The organism is Microcoleus sp. D3_18_C4 (genome assembly GCF_036702355.1).
Lineage (GTDB): Bacteria > Cyanobacteriota > Cyanobacteriia > Cyanobacteriales > Microcoleaceae > Microcoleus.
In genome coordinates, this window is record NZ_JAUBTF010000062.1 from 18879 (window position 1) to 38383 (window position 19505).

Here is a 19505-nt window from a genome sequence, read left to right on the forward strand (position 1 = left end):
TGTTCCTTGAGATTGTTACTCTAGATTAAGTTTAAATGGCGAGTGGCACAATATTAACGCGCCTGCCAAAAACAAGTATAAATCTGAGTTGCTGTAGCGATCGCAGTTTACTCAAGAATGCGATCGCCCTTTTTCCATCCGCGTTGCTGTGCGGTGAAAAAAATAGCGATCGCCGGGACTCCCCTCCCGCGACAATTTTCAGAATCTAATCAAATTTATATGTCACTTTCTGAGTGACGTAAACATCAAAAATAGTATGCTGTTTGAGAAATTTTACGCATTAGTAAAACTCAACGCAAAGCCATCAGTAATGTAATTAAGGAAATAGCGATCGCCTTTTCCATCCCCTCTCAGAAAAAGGGCGATCGCCCGAATCACATATTACGGATAACTCCCAACTAATTCTGAGAATTGTCCTCAAAAGTCTCCTCAAATCCCGCTAGAAAATCATCCAAAGCTTCAGAGGCGATCGCCAAATTAATACTGTCGGCATCTTCCAATCCCCAGGTATTCACACCAACCACTTGACCAGCCATATTAATCAACGGGCCGCCAGAATTTCCCGGATTAATCGCCGCATCAGTTTGCAACACCTTCACCTCAGCAACATCATCTTCATCGTCGCCTTCCTCATATTCCTCTGGTTCGCGAATTGCACTCACAATACCTTGAGTTACAGTTGAAGCAAACTGCCCCAAAGGATTGCCGACGGCAATTACTCTATCTCCCACTTTCACATCAAAAGACAACTCTAGGGGAGGATATTCTTGGGGAGAGTCCACTTGTTCCCCTGTGTTCGGGTCGAAGGTAAAATCGCTAATTAAGAGTAATGCTAAATCTTCTTCAGCATTACCAGTAAACACCACCTCGGCCAATCTCAATTTTCCGTCGTGAGTTTCGACTAAAACCTGTTCGATTTCATCTTCTTCATAGAAGTAATCTTGATCGGCAATATCCTCTACAACGTGATAGTTCGTGACAATTATGTCCGGCGATACAAAGAACCCGCTTCCTGAAGAAATCTCTTCTTCTGTATCCCAATCCATGACGTAAATTGAAACTAAGGACGGCAAGACTTGCTCGACTACATCCGAAAAACTTCCGGCTTGAGTTTTGAACTCTTTCAATTGCTTCTGCAAAGCTTGTTGGTCTGCTTGCATTTTGCTATATAGTTGCTGAACCTTTTTCAATTCCAGCTTTAATTGAATTTCTCTAGCGCTCATATTGGGCCTTTACCTGAAATAAATTGCTGATTAATTTTGGATGTGTGGTTGTAGATTTTGGATGGGGATGTTAAGAATTATAGGACTTACGAAAAAAAACCGGTTTTTACCATAAATCTTGGGCTATACAGCGAGACTTACATCAGAAACCGGGTTGCTTAACACCCGTGCGGAGCGTCCTAAATTAGTCAGATATTTTTGAAATCTATCGCACAAGTCCTACCTAAAATCCCATCAAAAATCTACAATCAGACTGCTACTCTACCTGTGAAAGCCAAAGCAAACCGCCTGTTATTTTTATTTTACAAAAGGCGATATATTGCGTCTCAAAGCATTTACAAAGAGATGCGGATCGGTTTTATGAACCACGTTGAACTTCGACAAATATTTCCTCCAAAATTGCACTAGCACCCTGTTGGCGCAGTCGGTGAGCGAGGTCAATTCCCAGCATTTCAGCAGTCTCGGCGGCGCCGGAAACAGTATCTTTGACGAATCGCTGGCCGTCGAGACTCGATACCATTCCGGTTAAGGTTAATTGACCGTTTTCTATTTTGGTATTGACGCCGATCGGCACTTGACAGCCGCCTTCTAATTCCCGCAGAAATGCGCGTTCAGCATAACATCTTTGGGCGGTTTCCGAGTGTTCGAGAGCTTTAATCAGTGCCATGATTTCTGTGTCTCCGGCGCGGCATTCGATGCCCAAAGCACCTTGTCCGACGGCGTGAAGGGAGATTTCAGCAGGGATAATTTGGTGGATGCGATCGCCCATTCCCAATCTTTCGAGGCCGGCAACTGCTAAAATAATCGCGTCGTAACCGCCCTCATCTAATTTAGCGAGTCTAGTATTGAGATTGCCGCGAATATCTTTAAATTCAAAATGAGGGAAATGATGCCGAAGTTGAGCCAGCCGCCGCAGGGAAGAAGTGCCAATTACTGAACCTTCTGGGAGGGTGTCAAGTTGCTTGTCTTTGTGCTTGGAGTGAACTACCAGGGCGTCAGCGGGATTTTCCCGTTCGGTGACGCATCCTAAAATCAAACCTTCGGGCAAATTGGTAGGCAAATCTTTGAGGGAATGAACGGCAAAGTCCGTTTCATTGTTAATCATCCCCGTTTCTAATTCTTTGGTGAAAAGTCCTTTATCGCCAATTTTAGCGAGGGCGACATCAAGAATTATGTCCCCTTGGGTGGACATGGTGTGGACTTCAAAAGTGTGTTGCGGGAAGTGTTTCTGTAGCTGTTCTTGCACCCAGTGGGTTTGCACGAGAGCGAGTTGGCTTTTGCGGGAACCGATGCGAACGGTTCGGGAAGGGGCAGATGTGGTTGGGGACATAAGATCGATCGGAGGATAGCTTGAAATCAGCCAATATATTCACCTGATCTAGCGTACCGCAGGTGGGGACTTTAATTGCTGGTTGGGATAATTCGGGCGATCAAATAGAAATACCAGATTTTGACCGCCTGTTTGAACAAAGGATGCAACGGCAGGCAAGCTCCAAACCTTTACATAATAAGCCCTTGCCAATCTAAAATCTAAAATCGTATGACTGCCAGTAGCAGTGAGTCTTGATGATGTTTCCCCTCCAGCAGTGGGCGTCGCTGGCACGGGGGCGATCGACATTCCGAAGCAAAGGCTGCCGGCGATGTACGATTTACCTAGGGTCGAGCCGGATGAACCTGGTTGACATGAGGAGTTAGCTTAGCTGCAGCGAGAAAGAATTAGCTCAAAGGTTGCGAGATTTGGGGAGAGAAATGTAGTTGTGAGGGGAAAAGGTCGATCGTATTTATTTTTACCAGCTTCCTTGACAAAAGGACGATTCCCTACCCTTGGGGAACGCCTGCGGGAAGATAGCTTCGCTGGCGCGTACCTTTTCCATTTCTAACCAAAATTTAACGCTGTCCTGCTTGAAGTGCAGAATTTGCTATCTGGACAACTTCTTGCTGCCGTGCGTTTTTCCTTGTGACTCGGTACAGCACCCCCAGCCTTTGCCACTCCACAAAAGCAGTGCAGTAAGCACCGCAATTATTGAAATAAATCCCCCTGAATCCGCCCGCCAATTCAACGCTTCTGTAAGTATCCTGCGGCAATCGCGAAGGAGGCGAAAACGGTTCATTTCTTTTAGCTTCGATTGTGCCGAAATAACAAGCTCCCGCACGGCATCCTTTGCCTAAATACATTCCCACAATGTAACCGTTGGCACCGGCTTGCACATCAAAATCAAGTTGCTGAATGTCAGATAAAGGAAGTCTACTCGGAAGAAAAACAGGCACTCGCGTTTTGCCTTTGATTTGTCTGAAGATGTTACTCGCAGGAAAACGACTGTTAGCCTGTTTTGCACCTGAGTTATCGGGGAGTGAGGGAAACTTTTGCACAAACTCCCTCCACTGCACAACTCTATTTTTAGCAATGTTGAGAGTGGGAATCGAGTATTTTTCTAGCGCAAAAGAAGGGCGACCGTTGTTCAGGTTGAAGTTGCGGCGAATCACTGTAATTTCGGGTTTTCCTAAGCCGTAAGCGGTTGCTATGGAACGGGCGAGATTGCAGGTAATTTTGAAGCGTCCCATCTCAATACTGCCATTTTCTGCTTGATAAGACCAATTGTAACCCTCAGAAGCCCGATCGCGATCGCACAGAAAATGAGAAATCTCAAACATCTTGGCAATATGAACATCGTACAACCGCAACTTGCGGCTGCCGGCAGATTTTGCAGTATTGCGATCGGGTACAATAAATTGTATCGGTTGCCAGCTATCTTCAGGGGAAAAATTAAACCAGCGGATTTCTGTAATCGGGAGTTCAGTCCTTGCTAACGCTGAGTTTGGTGTCAAAGGTGCGTGAAGCGAAGCTATCCCGAAGGGAATCGTAAAAGCAGTCACCACACAAGCAAAAATCGCCGCAAATAGCCATCTTCTCCTCATCCTGATTTCCCCCTAAGTAGGTCAGCGCAAAAAAACCATAGCATCTTGTAAGAGGCGAGTGCGAGTTAAGATATATCATACAATAACGGTCAGGTACGCACGGAGCACCCTACAGATAGAAGTTGTGCGTGCCCGACTACAAAACTTAACGCTTCCGAGCTATAATAGCTGAATTTGCTATTAAAATTAAATCAGATTCTCGTCCGTTCTTAAGGGCTACCGTATACATAAAACCCTGACTTTTCCACTCAAGAGTTGCTGTGCAGTAAGCCCCGCAACCATTGTGAAAAACTCCTTTCACTCGGTCAGCCAGTTGAACATTTTTTAAAGTCTTAGTTACCCCTTCTACTTTGGTCGAAAACTCACCGCCTTTCTGACCTCGAATTTCCCCAAAAGTGCAAGCTCCCGCACCTCGGCAATCTGCTGTATACTCCATAGAAATAGTATAGCTGTCCGTTGTCGCTTGGCTTTGATAGTAAAGCTTCTGCGAGATAGGAAGCCGGCTGGGGAGGAAAATTGGTACTTGTGTTTTGCCTTTTAACTTTTGCAAGATTTGACTTACCGGAACAACAGTACCCGCTACAGCAACAGATTGGGTTTCCCGCGGTCGCTGCGACAATTCGCACGCACCAAAAACTCGCGATACAGGTACTAAAACAGTCAATACACACGTAGAAGTCGCCAAAAGTAATAATTTATTGTTCATTATTTTTTTCCTTACTGTCGAAATAGTCCTGTTTTTTTGTGAAGCGCATTCACCTATTTACAACCATACTCCAAAATACAAACTTCACAATAGGCATTCCGAAAAAAAGCAAGTTTAATTTTTTCTTACAAATTCACTAAAATATGCAGTTACCGATAAAATATAAAAGGCGACAAATTTAGGAAGAGAACGTGGAACTGCAAGATTATTTACGCCAGCACGGATTGGAAACCTTGTCCGAAACTTATCATATCAAAGTTACCCGCCACCGCCAATATCCCGATTTAGTCTGTCTGAAATACTCGCAGATAGAATCTCCCCTAGGCGAAAAAATAGTCCAGCAGTGCCGAGGCATTATTTTAGATTCATCTCAAGATTGGCAGATAGTTTCTTATCCCTACAACAAATTTTTTAATTACGGAGAAATTCACGCTGCTGCAATTGATTGGACAAATGCCAAAGTTTACCAAAAACTAGACGGTTCGCTGACTGTACTGTATTTTTACAAGGGAGAATGGAGAGTGCAATCTAGCGGCACTCCCGACGCCGCCGGCGAAGTTAATGGTTTTGGATTCACTTTTGCCGAACTTTTTTGGAAAGTCTGGCAAGAATTGGGATATCAATTGCCACAAGAAACCGACCAGTGTTTTATCTTTGAGTTGCTGACGCCTTACAATAGAATAGTTGTCCAGCAAACTAACAATCAAATCGTCTTGCACGGCGTTCGCAACACTCAAACCCTGCTAGAAACCGCCCCCAGTCTTTGGGCTAATAAATACGGATGGGAATTGGTCGAAGCCTATCCTTTAACTAGCTGGAAAGAAGTTATCGAAGCGGCTCAACATTTAGATCCTATGGATTCGGAAGGGTATATTATCTGCGACGCTAACTTCAACCGAGTTAAAGTTAAGTCTCCGCAATATGTCGCGATTTCCCATCTTCGTGAAGGGTTTTCGACCCGCCGGATGATAGAAATTGTTTTAACTAATGAAGGGGAAGAGTTTTTAGCTTATTTTCCTGAGTGGAGTGAGTTGTATCAACAAGTTAAGGAGAAATATCAATCTTTGGTTGAAGAAATCGAGGAAGTTTACCGACAGCACGAACATATCGAAGTTCAGAAAGATTTTGCCTTAGCTGTGAAACATTTGCCGTATTCCGGGATTTTGTTTTCTTTGCGGGCCCGAAGAGTTGCGGGAGTGAAAGAAGCTCTCCGTGATGTTACGATCCATAAAATAGAGGAGTTGTTGGGTTTAGATTACATCCATTTAGGTTTGTAGAAGCAGAAAGGCACGACACGGATTTTGACACGGATACACGGATTAATGATCGAGCGTGAGGCAGATGTTGAAGGAAGAGGGAAGTTCGGCAACGAGCAATGTACGGGATGTAACGGATGTAACGGATGGAATGAAGAGGTAAGTATTTAAACAATGCCCAATGCCCAATGCCCAATGCCCAATGTCCAATTACCAATTACCAATTACCATGAAAAGAGTTATTGTACTTGTTGGTTTACCTGCTTCGGGAAAGTCTCAATTTGCTAGGGAGTTGCTGCTGTCTGAACCTGCAAAGTGGGTGCGTAGCAATAAAGATTTGCTCAGAGAAATGGCTCACGCTTCTCATTGGTCGCCTGCAAATGAAAAGTTTATTGTACAGTTGAGAGATACGATTATTTTGATGGCTTTGGAAAGTGACAAGCACGTCATTGTTGATGATACTAATTTCGGGCCTCACATCGAGCATATCAAGGAGTTGGTTAAAGGTAAAGCTGTTGTGGAAGTTAATGATTCTTTCCTACAAGTTCCGGTTGAGGAATGTATTAAACGGGATTTGAAAAGGCTTAATTCGGTGGGCAAAGATGTGATCATGAAGATGTACAATAAGTACGTTCGGGTTCCCGTTGTGCCGCCGGAATATAAGCCGGATTTGCCGGATGCAATTATTGTGGATATGGACGGTACGCTGGCACTTCTCAACGGCAGAAATCCTTTTGATGCTTCTACGTGCGATCGCGATTTGCCCAATCAGCCCGTCTTAGATACCGTTCGCAAATGGCAGTCTAGCGTTAATATTATTGTAGTGTCGGGCCGCACAGATGACTGTCAGTCTCAAACTGAAAAATGGTTGCAGCAGTATGAGGTTAATTATGCGGCTCTTTATATGCGGAAAACCGGAGATATGAGGAAGGATGCGATTATGAAGGAAGAATTTTATCGGCAGCATATTGAAGGGAAATATAACATTAAATTTGTTTTGGACGATCGCCAGCAAGTTGTTGATATGTGGCGGTCTTTGGGATTGACGGTATTCCAAGTAGATGAAGGGGATTTTTAAGGCCGGGTTTGTTTGCGCGGGCGATCGCAACTTTCAACCATTGTCCCACCCCTAATGCTACAATCAAAGTAACATTGCAAAAAATTTTGTTATGATATCCATTCCCCAAGCGCCCCAAAAAATGACCGTTGAGGAATATCTCGAATGGGAAGCTCAACAAGAGATTCGCTACGAATATGTCAACGGCGAAGTTTTTGCCATGACAGGCAGTACAATTCCTCATAACGATCTTGCACTCAACTTTTACAGGAACTTGTACCCACATCTGCGTTCCAGAGGCTGTCGGATGAACGTGTCAGATGTGAAATTGCAAGTCAGTTTTCAAAGCCGTTACTACTACCCTGATGTGATAGTCAGTTGCGACCCTCAAGACCTCAATTCCCGCACATTCATTCAGAATCCTAAAATAATTGTGGAAGTTCTTTCTCCCAGTACAAGTGCTAAAGATCGGGATGAAAAATTCACTTGTTACCTAAAAATACCGACTTTGCAAGAGTATATCTTGATTGACGCAGAAAAGATTTTTGTTGAGCGTTACTGTCGGGGAGAGGGGAGAATGTGGCTTTACTATTCTTACACTGCTGGGGAGATTATCACTCTATCAAGTATTGGGTTTGATTTGCCGATCGCACTTTTGTATGAAGGTGTTGGATTTGAAACAGAAACAGAAACAGAAGGATAAAAACACACCTAATTTTGCAGCTTTTTTATGAACCGGCAAGATGCCTGTTCCACAGAGAGTGAATTTTATTTTGTGGTAGGCTTAGACGCCGCCCATAAAAGCCAATAATGAACAGGCAAGATGCCTGTTCCACAATTATTTATCTATCGCGTCCAACCCAGCCAGCGATTAAACAAATTCTTAACAAGCGGCGTCAAACGAGTGCGATTGTAAGCATCTCCCGCTTTCCGAATTGCATCAGCTTGCGTCGGATACGGGTGAATTGTGCTAGCAATCTTTCCCAAACCAATATTGTTAACCATTGCCAAAGTAATCTCGCTGATCATATCCCCAGCGTGTCGCGCTACAATAGTTGCACCTAATATTTTATCGCTACCTTTTTTAACGTGAATTTTCACAAATCCTTCCTCTTCGCCGTCAATAATTGCCCGATCGACTTGACTGAAAGGGATTAAAAATGTATCGATATCAATGCCTTTTTCCTTAGCTTCGTGTTCCCCAATTCCGACGCGCGCAATTTCCGGGTTTGTGTAAGTACACCAAGGTATCGTCAAAGCGCTGAGCTTTTTGCGCCCGAAAAATAGAGTGTTTTGAATTACCATTCTCGCGGCAAAATCAGCAGCGTGAGTAAATTTATGTTTCATGCAAATATCCCCAGCGGCATAAATGCGGGGATTAGTAGTTTGCAAATTGTCGTTGACAAATACACCCGTGTGTGTATCGTATTCGACACCCACAGCCTCCAGATTCAATCCTTCGACGTTGGGCGATCGCCCTGTACTGACAATAATTTCATCTACTGTTACCGATGCTTCCTTACCTTGAGATTTATAATAAATTACTTTGCCTGCATTTGTTTTCTCAACGCGCTCTATTTGGGATTCTAGTATTAGTTGAATTTCTTCGCGTACAAAAGCCTGCTGCACGATTTTAGCAGCATCTGCGTCTTCTTTGTCTAAAATCTGAGCATTTTTGTGCAGCAATACGACTCCCGAACCCAGCCGCCGAAAGGCTTGAGCCAATTCGCAGCCGATCGGCCCTGCCCCAATTACTGCCAAACGCTGAGGTCTTTCTGTCAGGTTAAAGACAGTTTCATTTGTCAGATATCCAGCTTCTTGTAAACCGGGAATTTGTGGTTGTCGCGCCCTTGCACCTGTGGCAATTACTGCTTTTTTAAAGCGGAGAGTTTGACCTGCAACTTCTACTGTATTATTGCTAGTAAAACGACCCGAACCCAGAAAAACATCGACTCCTAATTTCTCCTGATATCGTTGAACCGAATCAACATCGCTGATTCCCGCCCTGATGCGGCGCAGCCGTTCCATCACAGCGGCAAAATCCACTTCTACACTGTCAGAAACATTAACACCAAATTTACTTGCTTCCCAGATATCGCCGACAGTGCGGGACGATCGAATTAAAGCTTTTGACGGCACACAACCGACATTCAAACAGTCGCCGCCCATCAAATGTTTTTCAATCAAAGCAACTTTCGCGCCCAAACCTGCGGCACCGGCAGCAACAATTAATCCAGCGGGGCCCGCGCCAATTACTACTAAATTATAACTGCTAGCAGGCTGCGGATTTTCCCAATCTGGCGGATGCAAATAGGAGACTAATTTCTGGTTGTGTTCGTCCATCGGGGGGACAGTTACGCGATCGACTTTTGACTGCGACATTCGCAAATACTCCTAATTAAATACTTTCTTCCAAAACCTTGCTGGCTATGCGAGTGATAAAGACAGTAACAGCGACTGTAGCAAGAAAACTGATAATATTAATCAACCATTTTACGGCGGAATCTTGAGGACTTGCATACACACTTTCCGTGCCTATCGCAGCAACCTCTCCCACCAAAGAACCGGAGTAAACGTACATAATTGTACCCGGTATCATGCCAAAGGAACCCAGCACGTAATCTTTCAAAGAAACCTGAGTAATTCCCAGAGCGTAATTCAATAAATTGAAAGGAAATAAAGGACAAAGACGAGTTAAAAAAACTATTTTTAATCCTTGTTGGGAAACTGCGCGATCGAGAGCTTTAAACTTGGGGTGAGATTCCATATATTTTACCACGCGATCGCGGCACAAATAGCGCCCGATCGCAAAAGCAAATACAGCACCTAAAGTCGAAGCCGCAAAGACGTAAACAGCACCCCACCACAAACCAAAAATCGCCCCCCCTCCCAGCGTCAGTAACGAACCCGGTACAAACAGCACAGTAGCCAAGTTATAAGTAGCGACAAAAGCCACTGGCCCCCACCACCCTAAATCCTCAATCCGCATTAACAGACTTCTCAAAACATCTTGAACGTAGGCAGATCTAGTTGCTACAATTAAGAGAGCGAGCAAAAGTGTGATCGAAAAAAACAACACTATGCGTTTAAATTTTACCCTAGCATAATCTTGGATTCGTTCTTTTGCCATGATTCACCCGCAAATAAATATTTATCAGCATTATACTCCAAACTGAAATTATTACTGTAAACTACCCTACAAGCGATCGTCATGACACCAAAAGCCCAACTTCCAATCCCCGAACATTTCGACCCCAAAAAAGTAGGCGAAGTCTGGCGCGTCCCCTACCAAGAACTGGGAACCCAAGCGAAAGATTGGACAAAGCAGCACAGCATCCAGCCAGCATCCAGCGACAAAAACCGCATTTGTTTGCTGATAATCGATGCCCAAAATACCTTTTGTTTGCCCGAATTTGAACTATTTGTGGGCGGGCGTTCCGGTAGCGGTGCTGTCGATGACAACCTGCGACTGTGCGAATTTATTTATCGCAATTTAAACGCAATTACAACCATTGCGCCGACAATGGATACCCACACCGCCATGCAAATTTTTCATCCAATTTTTTGGATCAACGAAGCAGGCGAACACCCCCTACCAGCGGCAACTTCTATTACACTCGAAGACGTGCAGCAAGGCATTTGGAAAGTCAATCCCGCCATAGCCCACAGCATCAGCGGGGCTAATTTTTCAGCACTGGAAAAACAGGCTTGCCACTACGTCAAGAAACTCAGCGACGATGGGAAATATCCCCTCACAATTTGGCCCTATCACTCAATGTTAGGTGGCATCGGACACGCCCTGGTTTCTGCGGTGGAAGAAGCAGTATTTTTTCATACTATAGCCCGCAACAGCCAAGCACTTTTTGAGATCAAAGGGGATAATCCACTGACAGAAAATTATTCGGTTTTGCGGCCGGAAGTTTTAGAGGGATTCGACGGCAATCCGATTGCTGAAAAGAATGCTAAGTTTATTGATAAATTACTCGATTTTGATGCAGTAATTATTGCCGGACAAGCCAAAAGTCACTGCGTTGCTTGGACAATTGATGATTTGTTAACGGAAATTTTGGCGCGAGATCCGAATTTGGCAAAGAAGGTTTATTTGCTGGAAGATTGCACTTCGCCTGTGGTGGTTCCGGGTGTTGTTGATTTTACGGAACAAGCAGATGCAGCTTATCAAAAATTTGCGGCGGCGGGAATGAATATTGTTCAATCTACTGAGTTAATTCTGGGCGATTAAAGACGAGTGTTTTATCTTGCGGTTTTCCGTGCAAAAAAGTATACATGATTAACCAGATGCGGTAATTTTTGTTCGCTTGGCACTCGACTGCGATCGCATTTAACTGATTACGTATGATATCATATCCGGTAAATCACTTACGACACAAGCGTAGTTAAGGAGTTTCCCGATGGCTGAAAACAAAATTTATAGTGTTGTTCTGTTTCGGGATGCGAGTGTGCGAGCAATTTCAAAACTATCGGTGGCCATCGCCACTACTATTCTGAGCACAGTTGTAACTGCAACCCAAGCTTACGCAGTTCCCGTAACCTACGATTTCACCATCACTGTTACTAAAGGCGGGTTAGCGGGCAATTCATTCGACGGTTCTTTCAGCTACGATGATGCCAAATTGAAGGGAACGGGAGTCGAAGAATTGGGAATTACTGAGGGATTAACGACCTGCCTAAATTACCTGGGACGCACTTATCGCGAAACCGATGATACCAGTTATCCTAACTTTCCCAGACTCAGATTTGAGGATGGTAAGATTACACAACTAAACTTCTGGATTCAGCCGAATCAGCGAGTTAATTGGTGGAATTTACCTGGATGGGAAGTCAAGCTGTCTGAGCCTAAAATGAGCGATTCAACTGTTCCCAATTGTCAAAAACGGTGAGGCGTACTCAATGTGCGATCGACCGTAAAAATATAGGAGGAATTAGAGGCAACTGCCTACGTTTACGGTAATTTCAGGCAGCCATGCTACGAAGGTGCAAGCGATTTTTTGCGATCGCTAGGAACGGATGGCTCAACTATTGTTTAAAAAAGACTTCACAATTCCTCTTGCCTCTACGGTTGACGATTTTCAATAACTATTTCCCATCCAATCTGGGGACTTCTTGCAAAAAACTGCCGCTCAACATTAATTCCGTCATCCGGTCTAAGTGACCGCTGACTTGCAATTTTTTATCTGTTTGAAAGCGCTCGATATCTGCTTTTAAATTGCCGCTATTATATCCTAATTTACTCAAATAGTCAACAGCTTGTTTGTTACTTAACAAGATATCCGCCGAACGAAAAATCGGCACGTATTCTTCGCGCCAAATCTGGGTAAAAGTTGCCCTATCTAAATAGAAAATCCTGCCCCGCGCCGGGTCTCCAATGGCAGCTACACTGTCATTCATGCCCAGCAAAGCGACCGCGTGGGGTAGCTTCCGAGGGCCGTCAAATAGCCAAACTGCTAGAACTCCGGGGCGATTAATTTGCTGAATTTGCTCCCAAGTAGGCCTTAGTTCGATCGCATTTACGCCTAAAGCTCTTGCTGCTACAATTATTTGCGGCATGGAAGTTCCCAAGCGACTCGTCCGGGCAAAACGCGCTACACTCGATTCCGTCGCCTCGATTCCCCAACGCCTTAACACTGTTGCTAGGGCCGCGGGGGCGCAACTGCTGTTAGATGTTTGCCGAAATACACCGTTTGGCTGCAAATTATCTATTAAATCATCGTAAATTGGCGCCATGAAATAGTTTTCAGCGCCTGTAAATCCTCCCAATCCCAAGCAACCAATTAAGATTACTGCGATTACTTGGGGTCGCGCTGTCAACCAACTTATACTAAACCCAATACCGCAGACTCCCATCAACATCACTCGTAGCAAAGTCCAAGTAACTCGCATCCCGTGAAAGCGCCACTCGATCGGCAAAGCTGGCATTTGAGGCATATTTAGAGCCAGTAGCAGCAAAGCAATATAAAAACCCAAAAACAGCAGGGCGATCGAATTTCTGCCCTTAAACAAATCATTAGCCGTCACTCCGGATCGAACTAACACTCGCCCGAACCGCATTCCCCAGACAAACAGCACCGCACCCAGCACCAGCGTCACTACTATTTCCATGAACTCAAAATTTTGTTGCTTAACTAGGTTGTAACATTTATGCGATCGACTTGGAGGCAAATCAAGAGTGGGAGAGAGGAAGAGTGGGGGAGAGAATTTGACGATGTTTGGGTTTCGTTCTTCAATTGCCCGCTACAATCGAATAAAGAAGATGTATCCAACCAAAATCGCAGCAGGTAGAACAACCGTTAATCCTAAAGGCTTGGCCTGCATCGCTTGCTCGACATTAAGTTTTGCCAGGTTTTTATTTATGAGTGTGAATCAATGGTGACAATCAGATAATTCAGCTACCTAACCCCAAAGGAGAGATTGCTATGTTGGTCAACTTAAAGCTGAGAAACCGGATGTTACTCGGATATGCAGTTCCCATTGCTTTATTTGTAGGATTAGTAGCGCCAGTTTTCTCTAGCGCCAGTAAGATAGCCGAGTCATATAAACAAACAAAAATCTCGCTTATTGCCATAGAAGGGACAGATTATATGAGTTTTTACATGGCCCAGATGGTGGCAGATACTAGGGGCTATATTCTGATCAAGGATGGAGATTATTTAAATGCTTATCAAAAAAGTTTACAAACATTTGAAGAAACAGCAGCATCTCTAGGCAAGACGATTGAAAATCCCAGCCAAAAAGAGCGATTGCAAAAAATGATGGGCTTACAAAAACAATATGATGATTTTGGTGGACAAATGATTAATTTAGTCAAGCAAGGAAAGCAAAAAGAAGCGCTAGAAGTTTTTGCCACAAAAAAAGGGACATTAATCATCAATGAATTTAACGAAGTAAATCGCTCTTTTAATGAAAAAGAGCATGAAATTATGGACGCTGCAACTTCCAACGCAGAAGAAAATATCAGATTTTTAGTCGCTGCCGTTTTGGTCGGTGCCGTCTTAGGCATCACAATCGCCTTACTTGCTGCCTTTTTAATCTCTTCAGGTATTGCTAAAACAATTAGTAACGCAGTGAATGCGATCGCCAGTTCTTCCACAGAGATTGCTGCCACAGTTGAACAACAGGAACGCACAGCAAAACAGCAATCTAGCTCTGTAAATCAAACTACAATCACAATGGATGAGTTGGGCGCTGCTTCCCAACAATCAGCCCAACAAGCCCACGCTGGTGCTGAATCTGCACGGCAAGCTTTAAAGAGCACTGAAAGGGGAACCCTAGCAGTGGAGCAAACACTGGAATCGATGATAATTTTGAAAGAAAATGTCGGGGCAATCGCAGCACAAATTCTGCAATTGAGCGAACAAACCCATCAGATTGGCAATATCTCTACTGATGTCACAGATTTAGCCAATCAAACAAATATGCTGGCACTGAATGCCTCAGTAGAAGCAGTCCGGGCGGGCGAAAACGCCAAAGGTTTTACTGTCATAGCCACAGAAATCCGCAAACTAGCAGACCAAAGTAAGAAATCGGCCGAGAAAATTAACCGCCTAGTCGATGATATCAAGAATGCGATAAATTCCACCGTAACGGTGACAAAGGAAGGTACTAAAACAGTAGAATCAGGAACCAAAATTAGTCAAGAAACGGCAGCAGCTTTCTCGGAAATAGCAAAGGCTGTTAACAATGTGGTATTGAACAATCAACAAATTTCTCTAACTGCTCAACAACAAGCAGTGGCTATTCAACAAGTAGTGGAGGCGATGAACAGCCTCAACCTAGCAGCAAAAGAAACCGCTAGTGGTATTACTCAAACCAAAGTAGGCACTCAACAATTGAACGATGCAGCCCAAAATCTCAATTCAATTGTCTAAAGGGTGCTCAGTGTTTTGGGCTTGCAGACTAGCAATTGATAGCATTGAGTCATGAATTGAGCTCGCAGCCCTCCCAACTTGTCAAACAGTCGGCATCCAAGTCCAAGTGTTAGCAGGCGATCGCATGGCGAAAGCCAGGGCGATCGAATTTCGGCCCTTAAACAAATCATTAGCTGTCACTCCAGAGCGAACTAACACTCGCCCGAACCGCATTCCCCAGACAAACAGCACCGAACCCAGCACCAGCGTCACTACTATTTCCATGAACTCAAAATTTTGTTGCTTAACTAGGTTTTAGCATTTATGCGATCGACTTGATCCCAAATCAATAGTGGGAGAGAGGAACAGTGGGAAAGAGGAACAGGGGGGGAGAGAATTTGACGATGTTTGGGTTTCGTTCCTGAATTTCTCGCTACAATCGAATAAACAGGATTTATCCAAAATCGAAGCAGGTAAAACAACCCTTAATCCTAAAGGCTTTGACCTGCATAGCTGGCTCGATATTAAGTTTTTTCAGGTTTTTCTTGATGAGTCTGAGTCAATGGTTGAGAATCAGATAATTTAGCTACCTAACCCAACAGGAGATATTGCCATGTTTGCCAACTTAAAGCTGAGAAACCGGAGGCGGCTCGGATATGCAGTTCCCCTGGCTTTGAAGTGGCTTAATTTGTTTGTTTTTTAAAGATAGGAAAAAATTAAGATGATTAACTTCAAAGCCACCAAATTAAGAGAGCGTATTCTGTGGGGATATTCCCTACCGATTTTGCTTTCAGTTGGAGCAGCTAGTTTGGTTTTCTTTAATGCTAAAGAAGTCGAAGAAAAAGCCAAGGTTCTAAATAATTCTCATGCGGTTGTTCTAGCATTAAAAGCTCAACAGCTAGGATTTGCAGGTATGCAAAAAGCTGCTCGTGGGTATTTTTTGGCCAAAGATAGTGCTTTCTTAACTGAATACAATGAAGAGGAAAACAGCTTTGACAAATCCTATCAGGATTTACTTAATCGGGCACAAAACCCGCAACAGCGCCAGCGGCTAGATGAAATGAAGGTCTTAAAAAATCAGATAGACCAAGGCTATAGACAAGCCTTTTCTTTGGTTGATAAAGGTAAGCAAGACGAGGGACTTAACTTATGGAAGAGCCAAATTGTACCAAAGCTTCGTCAGGTTGATGCTATAGCTAAGGAGTTTCAAAGCACCGAGGAAGGGATTTTAATTGATCAAGAAAAAGAGCAAATTCAAGCTTTGCAGTTCCTGACTACAGTGGTGATTTTAAGCACTGCTTTAGCTGCACTTACGGCAATTGCGATCGCTTTGTGGATTGCTTCAGGCATTGCAAAGAGCATGAATCAGTCAGTCAATATGATTGTTAGTTCTTCCACAGAGATTGCGGCCACAGTGGAACAGCAGGAACGCACAGCCACACAGCAATCGAGCTCTGTAAATCAAACTACAATCACAATGGATGAATTGGGCGCTGCTTCCCAACAATCAGCCCAGCAAGCCCAAGCTGGTGCGGAATCTGCACGGCAAGCTTTAAAGAGCACTGAAAGGGGAACCCTAGCAGTGGAGCAAACCCTGAAATCGATGACAATATTGAAAGAAAATGTCGGGGCGATAGCGGCACAAATTCTGCAATTGAGCGAACAAACCCATCAGATTGGCAATATCTCTACTGATGTCACAGATTTAGCCAATCAAACAAATATGCTGGCACTGAATGCCTCAGTAGAAGCAGTCCGGGCGGGTGAAAACGCCAAAGGTTTTACTGTCATAGCCACAGAAATCCGCAAACTAGCAGATAAAAGTAAGAAATCAGCCGAGAAAATTAACCGCCTAGTCGATGATATCAAGAATGCGATAAATTCCACCGTAACGGTGACAAAGGAAGGTACTAAAACAGTAGAAGAAGGAACAAACATCAGTCAAGAAACGGCAGCAGCTTTCTCAGAAGTAGCAAATGCTGTTAACAATGTGGTATTGAACAATCAACAAATTTCTCTCACTGCTCAACAACAAGCCGTTGCTATTAAACAAGTAGTGGATACGATGAACAGCCTCAACCTATCGGCAAAAGAAACCGCTAGTGGTATTACTCAAACCAAAGTAGGCACTCAACAATTGAACGATGCAGCCCAAAATCTCAATTCAATTGTGTAAGTTAGTGGGTAGAGGCTGGTTTTCTGTGGCTGTCAAGTAATAATATTTATTATATTGCCCATTAAACCCGCCCCTAGAGTCGCTAATGAAAAACCCTACTAACATCGACGGATATCTGCGTAAAGAAATAGACTAATAACGCAAGTTGCTAGTTATTCCCCCTCATCCCCCAGCCCGCAAATCCGCACCGGGGGAGAAGGGGAGCAAGAGCAGGATTAAAGCTTCTCGCCCATCTATAAAATTTTTTCCTTTTCCCCCCCTCCTCTTGTAGGAGCGGCTGGGGGAGGTGCGAGAGGGGTTGGGGAGAGGGTGAATCAATGTATAGGACATAACTAGCAACTTAGGTTAATAGGACTTACGCAAGGAATCATTTTTCACACTATCTGTTTTGCCAAAGTAAATAACTAATCAAGGAGTAAAAAGGGAAATGTCCCCAAATATTATTCGGCTTAGGAAAGTAGTTCCGTTGGGCTTCGGCTCAATTTTTTTGTTAATGATTAGCATCGGATTGGCCACTAAATTGAGTATGGATAATTTAGCCGCAGCTATTGAGTTGCAAACGCACACTTATGTAGTTAAGACAAATTTGCAAGCCCTAGAAAAAGATTTATTGGATGCTGAAACAGGACAGCGGGGGTTTATCTTCGCTGGAAATGAGGAATTTTTAGAACCTTACCAAAAGGGGAGACTCGCCTTTTATAAAACAGTAAATAATACAAAAGAGCTAATAAAAGATAACCCTGAGCAAGTTAAAAGGTTGGAGCAAGTTGAAAATTTTGCTCAGCAAAAACTAGATGAATTAGCGGCAACTATATCTCTGAAAAGAGCTGGAAAAGAACCCGAACTAAGAGCATTGGTAATTTCAGGTAAAGGCAAGATATTTATGGATGAAATCAGGGATAAGCTGGCAGAAATGCTTAAGGTAGAAGATGCTTTACTGGTTCAACGAACAAAATTAGCAAAACAGTCGGAGCAATTAGCGACGATTGTTTCTATAGGAGGTACGGTTGTTGCTGTAGTATTGGGTTCATTTATTGTATTATTTATTTTTGATAAAATTATCCGACCAATCAATCAGGTAGCAAATACGATCGCCAGTTCTTCCACAAAAATTGCGGCCACAGTGGAACAACAGGAACGCACAGCCGCACACCAATCGAGCTCTGTAAATCAAACTACAATCACAATGGATGAATTGGGCGCTGCTTCCCAACAATCAGCCCAGCAAGCCCAAGCTGGTGCGGAATCTGCACGGCAAGCTTTAAAGAGCACTGAAAGGGGAACCCTAGCAGTGGAGCAAACCCTGAAATCGATGACAATATTGAAAGAAAATGTCGGGGCGATAGCGGCACAAATTCTGCAATTGAGCGAACAAACCCATCAGATTGGCAATATCTCTACTGATGTCACAGATTTAGCCAATCAAACAAATATGCTGGCACTGAATGCCTCAGTAGAAGCAGTCCGGGCGGGCGAAAACGCCAAAGGTTTTACTGTCATAGCCACAGAAATCCGCAAACTAGCAGACCAAAGTAAGAAATCAGCCGCGAAAATTAACCGCCTAGTCGATGATATCAAGAATGCGATAAATTCTACCGTAAGGGTGACAAAGGAAGGTACTAAAACAGTAGAAGAAGGAACAAACATCAGTCAAGAAACGGCAGCAGCTTTCTCGGAAATAGCAAATGCTGTTAACAATGTGGTATTGAACAATCAACAAATTTCTCTAACTGCTCAACAACAAGCAGTGGCCATTCAACAAGTAGTGGAGGCGATGAACAGCCTCAACCTAGCAGCAAAAGAAACTGCTAGTGGTATTACTCAAACCAAAGTAGGCACTCAACAATTGAACGATGCAGCCCAAAATCTCAATTCAATTGTCTAAATGGCGCTCAGTTTTTTGGGATAGCAGACGAGCAATTGATAGCATTGAGTCATGAATTGATCTCCCTGGCCTCCCAGCTTGTCAAACAGTCGGCATCCAAGTCAAAGTGTTCGCAGGCGCTCGCATCCCGAAAGCCAGGGCGAGGAAATTTCTGCCCTTAAACAAATCCTCTTCTGTAACGGACGATCGAATTAACACCCGCCTGAACCGCATTCCCCAGACCAACAGCACCGAACCCAGCACCAGCGTCACTACTATTTCCATAGGTTCCGAATATGGTCGCTTAACTCGGTTGTAACATTTATGCGATCGTCCGTGGGACAGCGGAGGAGGAGGAGGAGAGAGGGGGAGCTTACAAGTGTAGGTTTTTTACAATTAGGAGGTGTTAGAAACAACAGGCCAACAAGAGGGCCAAGATTGAGGA

The 19505-nt window shown here is 43.9% G+C and carries 19 protein-coding genes; 10 read left to right on the forward strand and 9 right to left on the reverse strand.

Annotated features, from left to right (window positions below):
• Positions 1 to 35: 35 nt before the first annotated feature.
• Complete coding sequence (locus tag QUA90_RS24510; protein WP_333448171.1) at positions 36 to 209, forward strand: hypothetical protein; 174 nt, start codon at positions 36 to 38, stop codon at positions 207 to 209.
• A 189-nt stretch (positions 210 to 398) separates the two neighbouring features.
• Here QUA90_RS24510 and QUA90_RS24515 read toward each other — a convergent pair whose 3' ends face one another.
• Positions 399 to 1223 carry a S1C family serine protease gene (locus QUA90_RS24515; protein WP_333326478.1) on the reverse strand — a complete coding sequence of 275 codons (825 nt, stop codon included), beginning with the start codon at positions 1221 to 1223 and terminating at the stop codon, positions 399 to 401.
• A gap of 358 nt (positions 1224 to 1581) precedes the next feature.
• Positions 1582 to 2553 carry a hydroxymethylbilane synthase gene (hemC, locus tag QUA90_RS24520; RefSeq protein WP_333293134.1) on the reverse strand — a complete coding sequence of 324 codons (972 nt, stop codon included), beginning with the start codon at positions 2551 to 2553 and terminating at the stop codon, positions 1582 to 1584.
• Positions 2554 to 2779: 226 nt separating this feature from the next.
• Here hemC and QUA90_RS24525 point away from each other — a divergent pair, with 226 nt between their 5' ends.
• Positions 2780 to 2905 carry a hypothetical protein gene (locus QUA90_RS24525; protein WP_333326474.1) on the forward strand — a complete coding sequence of 42 codons (126 nt, stop codon included), beginning with the start codon at positions 2780 to 2782 and terminating at the stop codon, positions 2903 to 2905.
• A 205-nt stretch (positions 2906 to 3110) separates the two neighbouring features.
• On the opposite strand, the gene QUA90_RS24530 is transcribed toward QUA90_RS24525, so the two are convergent.
• Together QUA90_RS24530 and QUA90_RS24535 are read right to left on the reverse strand one after the other, a co-directional pair.
• Complete coding sequence (locus QUA90_RS24530; protein WP_333448172.1) at positions 3111 to 4139, reverse strand: hypothetical protein; 1029 nt, start codon at positions 4137 to 4139, stop codon at positions 3111 to 3113.
• A gap of 145 nt (positions 4140 to 4284) precedes the next feature.
• Positions 4285 to 4845 carry a hypothetical protein gene (locus QUA90_RS24535; RefSeq protein ID WP_333448173.1) on the reverse strand — a complete coding sequence of 187 codons (561 nt, stop codon included), beginning with the start codon at positions 4843 to 4845 and terminating at the stop codon, positions 4285 to 4287.
• A gap of 191 nt (positions 4846 to 5036) precedes the next feature.
• Between QUA90_RS24535 and QUA90_RS24540 the strand changes: the two genes are divergently transcribed.
• The 3 genes from QUA90_RS24540 (at position 5037) to QUA90_RS24550 (ending at position 7861) form a co-directional block, all read left to right on the forward strand.
• On the forward strand, positions 5037 to 6122 hold the full coding sequence (locus tag QUA90_RS24540; protein WP_333448174.1) for a T4 RnlA family RNA ligase: 1086 nt from the start codon (positions 5037 to 5039) through the stop codon (positions 6120 to 6122).
• Between the two features lie 181 nt (positions 6123 to 6303).
• On the forward strand, positions 6304 to 7179 hold the full coding sequence (locus tag QUA90_RS24545) for a phosphatase domain-containing protein (protein WP_333448175.1): 876 nt from the start codon (positions 6304 to 6306) through the stop codon (positions 7177 to 7179).
• 91 nt (positions 7180 to 7270) lie between these two features.
• Positions 7271 to 7861, forward strand: coding sequence for a Uma2 family endonuclease (locus tag QUA90_RS24550; protein WP_333448176.1), 591 nt, complete (start codon positions 7271 to 7273; stop codon positions 7859 to 7861).
• Between the two features lie 143 nt (positions 7862 to 8004).
• On the opposite strand, the gene QUA90_RS24555 is transcribed toward QUA90_RS24550, so the two are convergent.
• Together QUA90_RS24555 and QUA90_RS24560 are read right to left on the reverse strand one after the other, a co-directional pair.
• Complete coding sequence (locus QUA90_RS24555; protein ID WP_333448177.1) at positions 8005 to 9540, reverse strand: mercuric reductase; 1536 nt, start codon at positions 9538 to 9540, stop codon at positions 8005 to 8007.
• Positions 9541 to 9556: 16 nt separating this feature from the next.
• A complete protein-coding gene (locus QUA90_RS24560; protein ID WP_333384267.1) occupies positions 9557 to 10288 on the reverse strand; it encodes a TVP38/TMEM64 family protein in 732 nt (243 codons plus the stop codon).
• A gap of 81 nt (positions 10289 to 10369) precedes the next feature.
• Here QUA90_RS24560 and QUA90_RS24565 point away from each other — a divergent pair, with 81 nt between their 5' ends.
• A complete protein-coding gene (locus tag QUA90_RS24565; protein ID WP_333448178.1) occupies positions 10370 to 11398 on the forward strand; it encodes an isochorismatase in 1029 nt (342 codons plus the stop codon).
• 169 nt (positions 11399 to 11567) lie between these two features.
• On the forward strand, positions 11568 to 12056 hold the full coding sequence (locus QUA90_RS24570) for a hypothetical protein (RefSeq protein WP_333326456.1): 489 nt from the start codon (positions 11568 to 11570) through the stop codon (positions 12054 to 12056).
• A gap of 196 nt (positions 12057 to 12252) precedes the next feature.
• On the opposite strand, the gene QUA90_RS24575 is transcribed toward QUA90_RS24570, so the two are convergent.
• Positions 12253 to 13275, reverse strand: coding sequence for a cysteine peptidase family C39 domain-containing protein (locus QUA90_RS24575; protein ID WP_333448179.1), 1023 nt, complete (start codon positions 13273 to 13275; stop codon positions 12253 to 12255).
• Positions 13276 to 13589: 314 nt separating this feature from the next.
• Here QUA90_RS24575 and QUA90_RS24580 point away from each other — a divergent pair, with 314 nt between their 5' ends.
• A complete protein-coding gene (locus QUA90_RS24580; RefSeq protein ID WP_333448180.1) occupies positions 13590 to 15041 on the forward strand; it encodes a methyl-accepting chemotaxis protein in 1452 nt (483 codons plus the stop codon).
• Positions 15042 to 15122: 81 nt separating this feature from the next.
• Here the strand turns inward: QUA90_RS24580 and QUA90_RS24585 are convergent, their stop codons facing one another.
• Positions 15123 to 15305, reverse strand: a complete 183-nt coding sequence (locus tag QUA90_RS24585; protein ID WP_333448181.1) for a hypothetical protein — start codon at positions 15303 to 15305, stop codon at positions 15123 to 15125.
• A gap of 436 nt (positions 15306 to 15741) precedes the next feature.
• On the opposite strand from QUA90_RS24585, the gene QUA90_RS24590 reads away from it, so the two are divergent.
• On the forward strand, positions 15742 to 17196 hold the full coding sequence (locus QUA90_RS24590) for a methyl-accepting chemotaxis protein (protein WP_333326448.1): 1455 nt from the start codon (positions 15742 to 15744) through the stop codon (positions 17194 to 17196).
• 427 nt (positions 17197 to 17623) lie between these two features.
• Complete coding sequence (locus tag QUA90_RS24595) at positions 17624 to 19081, forward strand: CHASE3 domain-containing protein (protein WP_333448182.1); 1458 nt, start codon at positions 17624 to 17626, stop codon at positions 19079 to 19081.
• A gap of 81 nt (positions 19082 to 19162) precedes the next feature.
• On the opposite strand, the gene QUA90_RS24600 is transcribed toward QUA90_RS24595, so the two are convergent.
• Positions 19163 to 19345: a hypothetical protein gene (locus QUA90_RS24600; protein ID WP_333448183.1), complete on the reverse strand. Its 183-nt coding sequence runs from the start codon at positions 19343 to 19345 to the stop codon at positions 19163 to 19165.
• Positions 19346 to 19505: the final 160 nt, after the last annotated feature.